We start from the raw sequence: 13,538 nt of genomic DNA, 5'->3' as shown, positions 1-13,538 counted from the left end.
GTCCATGAGAGTATGAATGGATCCGAATATCTTCTTGCTATCCAGTTTTGACCCGGTACCGCAGCATGATCTGCGGGGGATATGCTGGCAAGGAGAAGATTTGATAATCGGCAATAAAGGATACAAAAAGTACAGAGCTGCCCAGCGTGCTGAAATCCAACCAGGTCAGGATGGTTCCTACATCATCGTAAACACATATAGAGAAGAGGCTGTAATCGGAACGGATTTCAGCGGATACTATAAGCTCTTCCTCTATCAGCGCGGAGAAAAATGGGCTCTTTCCAACTCGTTTATCGAACTCGTGCGCTACACGGCAAGCAGAAACCTGCCAGTCACGATTGACGAGAACCATCTCTCTAGTTTCTTCATCCCTGGGCCGTTTGGCGATCAGCTGACCTCCCTGCGGACAAGCGTCAAAGAAATTCGGCTGATCCCATCAACGATGGAGGCTGTGCTGACTAAGGCCTTTTTCGGAACCGCATTGACACTCCGGCCCGTATCAACGGCATCCGGCCATGCTCTGAATGTGAGAAGCTACAGAGAGGCCTTGCAGGACTATCTCAGGCTTTGGGTCGGACGCATGGCGACTGTGCTGAAGTCAGGTCTTTATGTGCGCAGCGATCTGACAGGAGGACGGGACTCGCGTGCGGTTCTATCCCTGATGTTGGCTGCCGCCCGAAACATAGGGAGCGATTTCATTCGGCAAATCAATTTCACGAGCGAGATAGGAGCGAAAGGTGACTTCGCTTTAGCATGCCAGATTGCCGAGAGATTCCAGCTGCGGTTCATGGACAAGAGGGAAGACCTACGTGTCCCTATCCGCCTGGATACCTCTGAAGCATACGAGAAATGGAAATCTCTTTGTTTGGGGGTTTATGGGCCGATCTATTTTCCAGTGACCCGTCCTGTTCCGACAGCCCTCTCGTTCGGCGGTGCTGGCGGAGAGGGGCATAGACGCTTCTACCCTAGCGTTCCTCCAAACCGCTTCCTCAATCAGCAGCGTGGATTCTTTCCCTCATCAGCCCAATTCAAGAGATTGAAAAGGGATATTCTCGAAGATCTTTCAAGCTTGCGTCACGGAACTGAAGCTTCGGTTGATCCGATGATCGTTCATTATCGGCATTTCAGGGATCGCTGCCATGGAGGGCGTGCACCACAATACGGAAACCTGATTTCGCCTCTCTCGGGCGCAAACCTGAGATGGGCTTCTTCCTTGTGCTCACCGGATCAGATCGAACGGAGCCAAGTCCTGGCGGATATCCTCATCAACGCCAATCGTGAACTGGCAACCATGCCTTATGACGAACCAGGGAAATCGTTCGACACAAGGCATCTTGCGGAAGTGCCAGACGCCCAAGATGCGATCCGCTCCGCACGCAACGACGGGCAGGTGTTCGCATCGGAGGCTGCATCGCTGCAAGCCGGGGATTTTACGAAGCAGAAAGCCCTTCGCATGCTGCGAGAAGATTTCCTGAGTCACTATGAAAGGGTGCAGGGGAGCGGCTTCTTTCCGAGGGAATACCTTGAGAAAGCCAGAGCGACGGCCGAGAACGCATCGGCTGAAGGACGGTTTCCTCACGCTCGGACCGGCGGCGCATTGTCACATGTGATCCTCGCAGGAGAGCTTTCGCGCCTGTCGAACTGAGATCTCGGCCAAGTATGCTCTTGTGACGGGGAGGGAAGAGCTCCAGCGCATTAGAGATAATAGGAGCGCGCCATGCTAGCGCGCTCCTATTATTCGTCAGCGCCCGCTCCTCATCCGAAGAGCGGGCGTTTTGTTATGTCCGCTTACGCCGCAAGCTGGCGCAGGACGTAGTGCAGGATGCCGCCGTTGCGGAAGTACTCGACCTCCTCCAGCGTATCGATGCGGCAATGCACGGGAACCCGCTTCACCGAACCGTCGGCGGAGGTGACTTCCATCTCCATGCGCATGCGCGGCTTCAGGTCGCCGGCGAGGCCCTTGATGGTGATGGTCTCGTCGCCCTTCAGACCCAGTGTCTCCCAGGACGTGCCCTGCTCGAACACGAAGGGTGCCACGCCCATGCCGACGAGGTTCGAGCGGTGGATGCGCTCGAAGCTCTCAGCGATCACAGCGCGCACGCCGAGCAGGTTCGTGCCCTTGGCCGCCCAGTCGCGGGACGAGCCGGTGCCGTATTCCTTGCCGGCGAGAACGATGAGCGGAACGCCCTCTTCCTTGTAGCGCATGGCGGCGTCGTAGATGAACATCCGCTCGCCCGACGGGTGATGGATGGTGTAACCGCCCTCGACCACGTGGCCGCTCTCGTCGCGAACCATCTGGTTCTTGATGCGGATATTGGCGAAGGTGCCGCGCATCATCACCTCGTGGTTGCCGCGACGGGTGCCGTACTGGTTGAAGTCGGCGACCCGCACCTGATGCGACTGCAGGTATTCACCGGCCGGCGAGGCGGCGCGAATGTTGCCTGCCGGGGAGATGTGGTCGGTGGTGATCGAGTCCTGGAAGAGACCGAGGATGCGCGCGTTCAGGATGTCCGTGACGGGCTTCGGCTCCTTGGTCATGCCCTCGAAGTAAGGCGGGTTCTGCACGTAGGTGGACCCCATGTCCCACTCGTAGGTGAGGCCCGGCTCGAAGGTGACCTTTTTCCAGTTCTCGTCGCCCGAGAACACGTCCGAGTAGCGGCTCTTGAACAGCTCGCTCGTGATCGTGCGATCGATGAACTCCTGCACCTCCACTGACGAGGGCCAGATGTCCTTCAGGTAGACCGGCTTTCCGTCCGAGCCCGTTCCCAGCGGATCGTTGACGAGATCGACCAGCATGGAGCCGGCGAGCGCGTAAGCCACCACCAGCGGGGGCGAGGCCAAGTAGTTTGCGCGCACGTCCGGGTTCACGCGGCCCTCGAAGTTGCGGTTGCCGGAGAGCACCGACACGGCCACGAGGTCGTTGTCGTTGATCGCCTTCGACACGTTCTCCGGCAGCGGGCCCGAATTGCCGATGCAGGTGGTGCAGCCGAAGCCGACGATGTTGAAGCCGAGCGCGTCGAGATCGCCCTGGAGGCCCGCCTTCTTGAAGTACTCCTCGACGATCTGCGATCCGGGCGCCAGCGAGGTCTTCACCCACGGCTTGGAGGTGAGGCCCTTCTTCACCGCGTTGCGGGCGAGCAGACCTGCGCCGATCATTACGCTCGGGTTCGAGGTGTTGGTGCAGGAGGTGATCGCCGCGATCACCACATCGCCGTGGCCGAGATCGTAATTGGCGCCGTCCACCTTCACGCGCTTGCCCATCTCGCCGGCTTTGCGGAACTCCTTCTCCATGGCGCCGAGGAACTCGGTCTTGGAGGTGTCCAGCGTCACGCGGTCCTGCGGGCGCTTGGGGCCGGCGAGCGAGGGGACCACGTCACCGAGATTGAGCTCCAGGGTGTCGGTGAAGACCGGGTCGGCCATGTCGGGAGTGAGCCACATGCCCTGCGCCTTGGCGTAGGCCTCGACGAGAGCCACGCGCTCGTCGGTGCGGCTCGTGGTGCGCAGGTAATCGATGGTCTTGGCATCGACGGGGAAGAACCCGCAGGTGGCGCCGTATTCGGGAGCCATGTTGCCGATGGTCGAACGGTCGGCGACCGTCATGTCGGTGAGGCCGGGACCGTAGAATTCCACGAACTTGCCGACGACCCCCTTCTTGCGCAGCATTTGGGTGACGGTGAGCACGAGATCGGTGGCAGTCACACCCTCACGGAGCTTGCCGGTAAGCTTGAAGCCGATGACCTCGGGGATGAGCATGGAGACCGGCTGGCCGAGCATGGCGGCCTCCGCCTCGATACCACCCACGCCCCAGCCGAGAACGGCGAGGCCGTTGACCATGGTGGTGTGCGAGTCGGTGCCGACCAAGGTGTCCGGATAGGCCACTTCCTCACCGGTCGCCGTGTCCTTGCGGGTCCAAACGGTCTGGGACAGGAATTCCAGGTTCACCTGATGGCAGATGCCGGTGCCGGGGGGGACGACGGAGAAGTTCTCGAACGCGGTCTGGCCCCACTTGAGGAAGCGGTAGCGCTCGCCGTTGCGCTGGTATTCCAGCTCCACGTTGCGGTCGAAGGCCTTGGGCGTTCCGAATTCGTCCACGATCACCGAGTGGTCGATGACGAGATCGACGGGCACCAGCGGGTTGATCTTGCGCGGGTCGCCGCCGAGGTTCTTCATGGCGTCACGCATGGCGGCCAGATCCACCACGGCCGGCACGCCGGTGAAATCCTGCATCAGGACGCGGGCGGGCCGGTAGGCGATTTCCTTTTCGGCCCTGCCCTTGTTGTCGAGCCAGGCGGCCACGGCCTCGATATCGGCCTTGGTGACCGTGCGGCCGTCCTCGTAGCGCAGAAGGTTCTCGAGCAGCACCTTCATGGAGAAGGGCAGCTTCGAGGCGCCTTTGAGGCCGTTCTTCTCGGCCTCGACGAGGGAGTAATAGGTGTAGGACTTGTCACCGACTTTGAGGGTCTGGCGGGCATTGAAGCTGTTGTTGAGCGTCACGGCGAATCCTCGCGTGCATTTGGGTTACGAACATGTGTTCGGCCGAAAGCGCGATAAGCGCGCGCCGCTCCGGGGGTGCCCGGACAGGGGAGAAGCGCGCGAGACGGATTGGACGCCTTGGCGCGCGGCGCAGCCACGGGTGCTATAGATCATTTCCAACCATCCCGCTACACGGTTTAGAACGGTTCTGGGGTGCAAAGAGGGCAGGGGTACCGGGTTTGCGTCTGAGCGTTAACAATTTGGCGTGTGAGCGGGGGGAGCGGCGCATCTTCGAAGGCGTCTCCTTCACGCTCTTGGCCGGTGAGGCCCTGGTGATCACCGGCCGCAACGGGGCCGGCAAGTCCTCCCTCCTGGATATCCTGGCCGGGCGGCTGCACCCGGCGGGTGGCGCGATCCTGCTCGACGATGCCGGTGAACGGACCCTGCAAGAATGCCTGCATTATGTCGGCCATCGCGACGCCCTCAAGGCGGCGCTCACCGCCGAGGAAAATCTCACCTTCGCCCGCGATTTCCTGGGACATCCGGCCCTGAAGCCCCGCGAGGCCCTGGAGGCGGTAGGCCTTGCCCATGCGGCCCGCCTGCCGGTGGCCTATCTCTCGGCCGGCCAACGCCGCCGGGTGGCGCTCGCCCGGCTGCTGGTAGCGCATCGGCCGCTCTGGCTCCTCGACGAGCCGACCTCGGCCCTCGACACCGCCTCACAGGAAACCCTGCGGCTGATTCTCGAACGCCACCGGGAGAGCGGCGGCATGATCGCCGCCTCGACCCATTCGCCCCTGTTTCTGAAGGATGCCAAGGAGATCAGGATCGAGCGCACCCCAAACCGTCCCCCCTCCGCAGGGGAGGGTGCCGAGCACAGCGAGGCGGGAGAGGGGCAGTCATCAACCGAACACGGCCCCTCTCCCGGCCCTGCGGGCCACCCTCTCCCGCACAGGGGAGAGGGCAAGCGCGGAGAGGGCTAATGCTGAAATCCTTCAACGCCCTCCTGGTCCGCGACCTCAAGCTCGCCGCCCGCGTCGGCGGCTCGGGCGTCATGGGACTCATCTTCTTCCTGATGATTGTGACGCTGATCCCCTTCGCGCTCGGGCCCGACCTGAACCTGCTCGCGCGCATTGGCCCGGCCATCCTCTGGATCGCGGCTCTGCTCGCTACGCTGATCGGCCTCGACCGGCTGTTCCAGGCTGATCAGGAGGACGGGTCGCTCGATCTCCTGCGCCTGTCGCAGGCGCCGCTGGAGATCGTGGTTCTCGCCAAGGTCATCGCCTATTGGCTCGTGACGGGCCTGCCGCTTGCCCTTGCGGCGCCCTTCCTCGGCTTTCTCGTGGCACTCTCGCCCGAGGCCATGCTCGCCATGGTGGTGACCCTTTTAGTGGGCACGCCTGCGCTCACCTTCATCGGGGCGGTCGGGGCGGCGCTGACATCGTCGCTGCGGCGTGGCGGGCTGATCCTGGCGATTCTGGTGCTGCCCTTCATGATTCCGACCCTGATCTTCGGGGTCTCGGCCGCCAATGCGGCGTTAGGCGGGACGATCCCCTTCGCGACACCGTTCCTGGTGCTCGTCGCCCTGTCGCTGATCGCCGCGGTGGTCGGCACGGTGGGGGCTGCGGCAGCCCTGCGGTCCGGAGAATAGACAAACCCATGACCGAACGCCTCGTGATCCGCATGCGGCGTTCCCTGGCCGATCCCGTGCCGGAGCCTGCTTGGCCCGTCGGCATTCGGCCGATTTCGTTCGAACCCGACCGGCATGCGCAAAAGGTCCATGCGCTGCTCGTGCAGGCCTATTCACGCGGTGGCGGCTACGTCGAACCCTTCGCGATCTGGTGGCCGAGCCTGCGGGATGATGCGGACTACGATCCGACCCTGGTCTTCGTTGCAGCGGACGAGCAGGACGAGATTGTTGGGGTGGTCCAATGCTGGACCGGCGCCTTCGTGAAGGATCTCGCCGTTGCTCCGGTCATGCGCCGGCAGGGCTTGGGCTCAGCGCTGCTGCATCAGGTGTTTCACACCTTCCGAAAGCGGGGTGCGGCCTTTATCGACCTGAAGGTCCACGCGGACAACCCGTCCGGGGCGTTGCGGCTCTACCGGTCTCACGGGTTCGAGGAGGTCGAGTCTTACAAGCTCGCCTGAGGTTCAGGCCGCCTGCGAAGCGTCTTCTCCTGGTCGCGCAAAGGCTGTCTCAAAGCCCTCCACGCCCTCGCAGGTGAAGGTGAGCACGCGCCCAGCCTCGCGCCGTATCCATCCTGTCTCGATCATGCGGGACAGGATCGCGGCGCCCAGCGCGCCGCCCAGATGGCTGTGCCGCTCGCTCCAGTCGAGGCAGGCGCGGCAGACGGGACGGCGGCCTTTTTCGAGGGCTGCCAGATCGATGCCGAAATCGGCAAAGAAGGCGCGGCCCTTGGTCGTGATGGCCAAATCCTTATCGCCATTGATGAGGCCCTGCTGACGGGCCGCTTTCAGCATCGCGACGCCGCGCTCGCCGGCAAGATGGTCATAGCAGATTCGGGCGGATCGGAGTGCCGCATCCTTCGGACCGGTTCGCACCCGGGTGGCGCCGGTGCGCTGGGCGAGGCCCATCAGGGCCTCCAACACCTGGGCGACATCGGGGCCTGAGAGCCGGAAATAGCGATGCCGTCCTTGCTTTTCAGCGACGAGCAGGTTGGCCGCATCGAGCTTGGCCAAGTGTCCGCTCGCAGTCTGGAGCGTGACCCCGGCCGCTTCGGCGAGTTCGCTCACGGTGAGTGCCCGCCCGTCCATGAGGGCAGTGAGGATGTTGGCGCGGGCCGGATCGCCCAGGAGCGCGGCAACAGACGCGATGACAGGACCTTCTTTCATACTTCGATCATAGCCGAAGCATCGGTGCCGATCCATCGGCTAAGACCAAACTGTCGTAAGCATCGGACCCAAAAGTGGATTTGCACTTTTGGGACCCATCCGATGCTTCTTCATGAAAATGAACATCGTGTGGACCGGACCCAGAGGGCCGCGTCAGCGAAAACCGGATCCACTTTTCGCTAGCGCGGCCCGCTGGGTCCGCACGATGCTCTAGTCAAAGGATGCCATCAATGATCACCTGCTTCATCCGCTATGAGATCGATCCCTTCAAGGTCGATGCCTTCACCGAATATGCCCGCACCTGGGGTCAGGCGATTCCCCGCTGCGGCGCGGACCTGATCGGCTATTATGCTCCCCACGAGGGCTCCAGCACGGTTGCTTACGGCGTGTACAACATCAAGAACCTCTCCGAATACGAGGCCTATCGCGAGCGCCTGCGCAACGATCCCGCAGGCCGCGCCAATTACGAATTCGCCAAGCGGGAGCATTTCATCCGCCGGGAGGACCGGATCTTCCTGCGCCTTGCCTCAGGTCCTCATGCGGAGCTGGTCCAGCCATGATCGCGGTGATCTTTGAAGTCTGGCCGGACGGCGATGCGGGGAAGCGGGATTATCTCGGTCTCGCGGCGGCGCTGCGCTCCGACCTCATGACGATGGACGGGTTCATCTCCGTCGAGCGGTTCCAGAGCCTTTCCGAGCCCGGAAAACTCCTGTCCCTGTCGTTCTGGCGCGACGAGGAGGCGGTGCGGGCCTGGCGCAACCTGCCCTCCCATCGCACCACGCAAGGGGCGGGCCGTGACGGCGTTTTCCGCGATTACCGCCTGAGGGTCGCGAGCGTGATTCGCGACTACGGTCTCAACGAGCGCGATGAGGCACCGGCGGACAGCCGCACGGCGCATGAAGGCATCACGGGCGAAGGTTGATCCCAAAAGCCTGCTCGATGGCAGGCTTGCCGTCCCGCTCGACCCGGTAGATCGCCCGGTAAAGGCCGGGGCGGAAGCCGCCTTCGGGCTGCTTGACGCCGGCGAAGGCGATCCACTGGATCTTGTCGCGATCGAGAGGCGGGGCCTTGTTCTGGGCGAGCGGTTTGCCGTCGGGGTCGAACAGGGTGAGTGTCGCAACATCGCCGCCCTTGAGGGCGATCACGCGCACATAGGCCACAAGGGCCGGGGATTTTGTCGTCGGCGTGTCCTGCTCCGCCACTCCCGTTTCGATGGATTCCACCGTGACTGGGCCAGGAGCAAACCCCTTGTTGAGGACGGTTCCCGCCTGATAGGCGAGGGCCCGCTGCAACGACGCCTCCCACAGGGACTTGCCGCCGCCGCAGGATTTCTCCGTCGACCCATAGGCGAAGGGATCGACAGGCTTACCGTCCTTGATGACGGTGAAATGCAGATGCGGAAACTCGGTCAGACCCGAGAGCCCGACCTGCCCGATCTTGTCGCCGGCCTTGACCTCGCGGCCGGAGCGTACCGTGAGGCTCCCCTTTGCCATGTGGCAATAGGCGGTGCGCCAGCCCTGGCCATGGTCGATCACCACCGCATTGCCGCAGCCGATCTGGGTGATCTTTTCCCGTGTCTGCTCTGTCACGAAGGCGTCGGGAACGCCCTCACGGGTGCTGGCGACCTTGCCGTCCGCGGCCGCAACCACATCGACGCCCGCCCGCTGCTCCACCATCGACGGCAGGCGAATGTCGGTGCCGTCGTGGCCGTCCTCGCCAAGGGCGCCGCATTGATAGTCGCGCATGACCGGAGACGGGTCATGATCCACGTATTTCTGGATGAAGCAGCTGCGACCGAGCTCGCAGGCGACGGGCAGGCGTAAGCTGATGTCCTGCGCCGAGGCCGGAAGCGCGAGCAGGGTGAGGCCGAATAGGCTGGGCAATCCGAGGCGCATGATCGCTCCGCAACAGAGATGCGAAACTATAGGCCGGGTTGGATGGCGAATGAAAGGCGCGTCGAAGAGCCAGTATGGCCGGGATCCTACGCACATTTCCGGAATGCCCAACCGCGCCCGGACCCCTTACAAGCCTCGTCTCTGGCGAAAACGTTATTCGCCGTGCGGCGATCTCCACGTTGCAGGCGCTATCCAAGACCGCTACATCCAGCCCATGATCCGAGAGCTTGCCAACCCGACCCGCTTCATGAGCCTCAGCGGCACGCTGCTGCCGTGGGTGGGGGGACTGGCCGCGACCCTGCTGGCCGTCGGGCTCTACCTGGTCTGGTTCACCGCGCCTGCCGACTACCAGCAGGGCGAAACGGTCAAGATCATGTATCTCCACGTCCCGGCGGCCTGGCTGTCCCTGTTCTTCTACATGATCATGGCGAGTTCGGCGCTCGGCACCTTGGTCTGGCGCCATCCCCTGGCGGACGTGTCCCAGAAGGCGGCCGCTCCCATCGGGGCCGCCTTCACGCTGATCTGTCTCGTCACCGGCTCGCTCTGGGGCAAGCCCATGTGGGGCACCTACTGGCAGTGGGATGCCCGGCTCACCTCCATGCTGGTGATGCTGCTGATCTATCTCGGCATCTTGGCCCTCTGGCGCGCCATCGAGGAGCCGAACCGCGCTGCGCGGGCCGTGTCGATCCTCACGCTTGTCGGCGCGGTGAACGTGCCGATCGTCAAGTTCTCGGTCGATTGGTGGAACACCCTGCACCAGCCGGCCTCCGTGTTTCGCATCGACGGTCCGACGATCCATCCCTCCATGCTCGTGCCGCTCCTGGTCATGGCCGTGGCCTTTACGCTGATAGGCGTAGCACTCCATCTGTCCGGCATGCGCACCGAGATCCTGCGCCGCCGGGTGCGCACCCTCACCATCCTCGAGGCCGAGCGCCTCGACGCACAGGCGGCCTGACACTCATGTCGCACACGTTCTTCATCGGCTTTTCCTACATCGTGACCGCCCTGGTGGTCGCGGGCCTGATCCTGCGCGCCGTGATCGATCACCGCATTCAGGTTCGCGCGCTCGCCGATCTCGAATCCCGCGGCATCGGTCGGAGATCCCGCCGTGGCTGAAGCTGCAGAGCGCTCCCGGTCCCGCATGATCTTCATCCTGCCGGGGCTCGTCTTTCTCGCCCTCGTGGGGCTTTTCGCCGTGCAGCTGTTTTCAGGCCGCAACCCGGCCGAGCTCCCCTCGGTCCTCATCAACAAGCCCGTGCCCACCTTCAGCCTCGCGCCGCTCGAAGGTCTCACAGCCGCCGGCAAACCCGTGCCGGGCTTCTCCAACGAGGACCTCAAGGGTCGCGTCACGGTGGTGAATGTGTGGGCGTCCTGGTGCGGCCCCTGCCGCCAGGAGCATCCGCTGCTCGTCGATCTCGCCAAGGATCCGTCGATCCGCGTGGTCGGCATCAACCAGCGCGACAACCCGGACAACGCCCGCCGCTTCCTCGGGGCGCTCGGCAACCCTTATGCGGCCGTCGGCGTCGACCCCAACGGCCGCACCTCCATCGACTGGGGCGTCTACGGCGTACCGGAAACCTTCATCGTCGGCCCCGACGGCACCATCCGCCACAAGCATATCGGCCCGCTGACGCCGGAGAATTTTGCGGGATTCAAGGAGCGGTTGCAGGTGGTGGCGAATAAGTAATAGAGTTTCTCATCCCATGCAGATTGGGAGGAGAACCTGGATAAGTCGATAGAACCTCAAGTTATAGGTCAACCTGAGAAGCGATACTCATTTTCCAAACCCAAAGTGTTGGGATTTTCCGCTCTCTTTATCGTATTAGCCTTGCTGTTCTTGTGGATAGCATACGACTTATCCGATCCGGATTGGCGCCCCACAGGCCGCCGTATGCGCAGTGCTTTAATCAACGATGTCCTGCTTATGTTGCCGTGGTGGGTACGTGGGGCGGTTTTTGGGGCGCTATCTCTCGTTGTTGCCTTGTTGTCGGGCTGTCTCCTGTTTCATGCATTTGATAGGAGGTCGGACTTCGTTGTGGGACCAGAAGGTATCCGACGGAATTTCATTTTCCGGGTTCGAACCCTATCCTGGCCCGAGGTCCAATCGGTAATTGTTCAGGAGAATACGATTAGAATAATCGGCCCCCCGACTCTGAAGTCTTATGGGGAGAACACCGTAATCGAATTTGATCGAGGGTTTTTCCCTACGACGGCGAGGGTCGAGGTACTGAGCATCATTCACCATTACCGCCCTGATCTCGCTACCGACGAGCCTTCTATCCACCAAACCCCGCGCGCTTGAGCCGGTTGATCGCCACGTCCAGCGCTGAGAGAAACGCCGAGCGGTCCTTCGCCGAAAACGGCTTCGGCCCGCCGGTCACGTCGCCCATGGCGCGCAAATCCTCCATCAGGTTGCGGGTGGCGAGCGCCATGCCGATGGAGGCTTGCGTGAAGGGCTTTCCCGTCGGCCCGATCACGTCGGCACCGGCCGTCACGCAGCGGTGGGCGAGCGGGATGTCGGCGGTGATCACGATGGCGCCGCGCCGGGCCCGCTCGGCGATCCAGTCGTCCGCCGCGTCGAACCCTGAACTCACCACCACGCGCTCGATCAGCGGGTCCTGCGGCACCTGCAGGAAGGCATTCGAGACCACAAACACCTTCACCCCGTGGCGCCCGGCGACCTTGTAGATTTCCGGCTTCACCGGGCAGGCATCCGCATCCACATAGATGGTGATCACTTGGCTGGTCTCGCTCATGAACCATATATTCCTGTAAGATGCGGGGATGCTGCCGTGGTTGAACGGCTCTTCATGCGGGCGTAACGGATCCGTAATGGGCGTCGGGGCAGTTCCGTGACATAACGCAACAACCCGCCCGGGAGCAAAAGGAAGCCCGTGACCCCTCGATCCCGCACCCGCACCGCTCTGGGCTTCATCAATTCGCTGCGAACGACGCCCGCCTTGAGCGATGCCACCCACCGGCTGATCCGCGAGGCCGATACCGGTGCGCTGCAGCGGGCCGGCATGGCCCGCATGGTCACGGCAGGGCTTCTGCTGCTGGCCCTCGTGTTCGCGACCGCAGGGATCGAGCTCGATACGCCCATGGCGCGCAAGCAGATCGGCGCGGCGGAACTCACCCTCGTGTTGTTCGGCGCCTCGGGATGGTTTGGCGCCTGGCTTGCCTCGAAGCGGATCGCCATTGCCCAGCTGCCGGTGATCACGGCGATGACCGATGCCTTCCTGGTGCTCGGCAACCTCGCCTACAGTCACTGGGGCTTAGGGATCCCCGGAAGCCTCTTCGCGGCGTTTCCGGTGGCCTGGGTGGTGCCGATCACCATGGCGGCAGCGGCGATCCATTATCAGCCCCGGCTCCAGGCCTTCGTGGCCGCCATCTATGTGATCGGCCTCACGCTCATCGCCTTCAGCGGCGGGTTCATGAGCATCGAGGAGCGGCGGCAGGATCTCGCGGCGATTGCCGGCCTGTTCTCGATGCAGGCCAATATGGTCCGCATCGTCATGGTGTTTGCCGCCGGCCTGATCCTGATCCTTGTGGCGCGCCAGGGGCGGCTCATGCTGGAGCGGGCCGTACGGGAGACCACCCTGCGGGCCAATCTCACCCGCTACCTCCCGCGCGAACTCGCGCCCATCCTCACCGACCAGGCGTTTGCCTCGTTGCGCCAGGGAAGGCGCATTCCGGTGACGGTGATGTTCGTGGACATCCGCGCCTCGACCACCTTCGGCGAGACGATGGAGCCGGCGCAGCTCGCGGTGTTCATCACATCGTTCCGCCGGCGCGTGCTGCGCGCGGCCTCCCGGCACGGCGGCGTCATCGACAAGTTCACTGGCGACGGAGCGCTCATCCTCTTCGGCGTGCCGGGCGCGCGGGACGGCGACGCGAGGCGTGCCCTGGCGTGCGGACGCACCCTGCTCACCCTGATCGAACGCTGGAACGCCAAGCGCGGCTTCAACCCGCCCGTGCGGCTCGGCATCGGAATCCATACGGGCGACGTGTTCTGTGGGGTGGTGGGGGATGAGAGCCGGCTCGAATTCACCGTGGTGGGCGAGACCGTCAACATTGGGTCCCGCATCGAGCAGGCGACGAAAGCCGCGGATTGCGAGCTTCTCGCCTCACAGGAAACCGTCGTGGCGGCGGGCGAGGAGGATCTCTGGACGGAGGTGGAGTGCGATCCGCTGCCGGGCGTCACGCGCAGGATGGTGCTGATGAAGCCGGTGGGGTGAGGGTTCTCATCACTCCATCGTCATTGCCGGGCTCGCCCCGGCCATCCACGTCTTAGGAAACGCAGCGGATCAAAGACGTGGA

Annotated in this window: 14 protein-coding genes; 10 read left to right on the top strand and 4 right to left on the bottom strand. The window is 63.2% G+C overall.

All coding sequences use genetic code 11. The annotated features are described in order from the left end of the window. Positions 1-16 precede the first annotated feature (16 nt). Entirely contained in the window at positions 17-1,645 is a 1,629-nt protein-coding gene (locus I2H36_RS15820) for a hypothetical protein (protein WP_196264863.1), read from the top strand. A gap of 143 nt (positions 1,646-1,788) precedes the next feature. On the opposite strand, the gene acnA is transcribed toward I2H36_RS15820, so the two are convergent. After that, complete coding sequence (gene acnA, locus I2H36_RS15815; RefSeq protein ID WP_196264862.1) at positions 1,789-4,494, bottom strand: aconitate hydratase AcnA; 2,706 nt, start codon at positions 4,492-4,494, stop codon at positions 1,789-1,791. Positions 4,495-4,712: 218 nt separating this feature from the next. On the opposite strand from acnA, the gene ccmA reads away from it, so the two are divergent. The 3 genes from ccmA to I2H36_RS15800 are packed head-to-tail and all read left to right on the top strand — an operon-like array spanning position 4,713 to position 6,618. Beyond that, positions 4,713-5,453: a heme ABC exporter ATP-binding protein CcmA gene (gene ccmA, locus I2H36_RS15810; RefSeq protein ID WP_196264861.1), complete on the top strand. Its 741-nt coding sequence runs from the start codon at positions 4,713-4,715 to the stop codon at positions 5,451-5,453. Continuing rightward, entirely contained in the window at positions 5,453-6,121 is a 669-nt protein-coding gene (ccmB, locus tag I2H36_RS15805; protein WP_196264860.1) for a heme exporter protein CcmB, read from the top strand. The genes ccmA and ccmB overlap by 1 nt, the downstream gene beginning before the upstream one ends. A gap of 8 nt (positions 6,122-6,129) precedes the next feature. Further along, positions 6,130-6,618, top strand: coding sequence for a GNAT family N-acetyltransferase (locus I2H36_RS15800; RefSeq protein ID WP_196264859.1), 489 nt, complete (start codon positions 6,130-6,132; stop codon positions 6,616-6,618). 3 nt (positions 6,619-6,621) lie between these two features. Here the strand turns inward: I2H36_RS15800 and I2H36_RS15795 are convergent, their stop codons facing one another. Further along, positions 6,622-7,323 carry an ArsR/SmtB family transcription factor gene (locus I2H36_RS15795; RefSeq protein WP_196264858.1) on the bottom strand — a complete coding sequence of 234 codons (702 nt, stop codon included), beginning with the start codon at positions 7,321-7,323 and terminating at the stop codon, positions 6,622-6,624. 230 nt (positions 7,324-7,553) lie between these two features. On the opposite strand from I2H36_RS15795, the gene I2H36_RS15790 reads away from it, so the two are divergent. Beyond that, positions 7,554-7,883, top strand: a complete 330-nt coding sequence (locus tag I2H36_RS15790; RefSeq protein WP_196264857.1) for an NIPSNAP family protein — start codon at positions 7,554-7,556, stop codon at positions 7,881-7,883. Then, positions 7,880-8,245, top strand: a complete 366-nt coding sequence (locus I2H36_RS15785) for an antibiotic biosynthesis monooxygenase family protein (RefSeq protein WP_196264856.1) — start codon at positions 7,880-7,882, stop codon at positions 8,243-8,245. Before I2H36_RS15790 ends, I2H36_RS15785 begins: the two co-directional genes overlap by 4 nt. Here I2H36_RS15785 and I2H36_RS15780 read toward each other — a convergent pair. Beyond that, positions 8,229-9,218, bottom strand: coding sequence for a M23 family metallopeptidase (locus I2H36_RS15780; protein ID WP_196264855.1), 990 nt, complete (start codon positions 9,216-9,218; stop codon positions 8,229-8,231). The two genes, I2H36_RS15785 and I2H36_RS15780, sit on opposite strands and share 17 nt — an antisense overlap. Before the next feature lie 214 nt (positions 9,219-9,432). On the opposite strand from I2H36_RS15780, the gene I2H36_RS15775 reads away from it, so the two are divergent. Genes I2H36_RS15775 through I2H36_RS15765 form a run of 3 tightly spaced genes read left to right on the top strand, consistent with a single transcriptional unit; the run spans position 9,433 to position 10,905 of the window. Continuing rightward, positions 9,433-10,173: a heme ABC transporter permease gene (locus I2H36_RS15775; protein ID WP_196264854.1), complete on the top strand. Its 741-nt coding sequence runs from the start codon at positions 9,433-9,435 to the stop codon at positions 10,171-10,173. 5 nt (positions 10,174-10,178) lie between these two features. Then, on the top strand, positions 10,179-10,334 hold the full coding sequence (gene ccmD / locus I2H36_RS15770; RefSeq protein ID WP_196264853.1) for a heme exporter protein CcmD: 156 nt from the start codon (positions 10,179-10,181) through the stop codon (positions 10,332-10,334). Between the two features lie 25 nt (positions 10,335-10,359). Beyond that, positions 10,360-10,905 (top strand): DsbE family thiol:disulfide interchange protein, encoded by a 546-nt coding sequence (locus tag I2H36_RS15765; RefSeq protein WP_196264887.1) that lies wholly within the window; start codon positions 10,360-10,362, stop codon positions 10,903-10,905. Positions 10,906-11,494: 589 nt separating this feature from the next. On the opposite strand, the gene I2H36_RS15760 is transcribed toward I2H36_RS15765, so the two are convergent. Further along, complete coding sequence (locus I2H36_RS15760) at positions 11,495-11,974, bottom strand: YaiI/YqxD family protein (RefSeq protein ID WP_196264852.1); 480 nt, start codon at positions 11,972-11,974, stop codon at positions 11,495-11,497. 138 nt (positions 11,975-12,112) lie between these two features. Here I2H36_RS15760 and I2H36_RS20440 point away from each other — a divergent pair, with 138 nt between their 5' ends. Then, positions 12,113-13,456, top strand: coding sequence for an adenylate/guanylate cyclase domain-containing protein (locus tag I2H36_RS20440; protein ID WP_196264851.1), 1,344 nt, complete (start codon positions 12,113-12,115; stop codon positions 13,454-13,456). Positions 13,457-13,538 lie beyond the last annotated feature (82 nt).

Origin of the sequence: Microvirga terrestris (genome assembly GCF_015694425.1) — a bacterium.
Classification (GTDB): Bacteria; Pseudomonadota; Alphaproteobacteria; order Rhizobiales; family Beijerinckiaceae; genus Microvirga; species Microvirga terrestris.
Note: the sequence above shows the minus strand (reverse complement) of the source record. Positions and strands in the feature narration are given on the sequence as shown.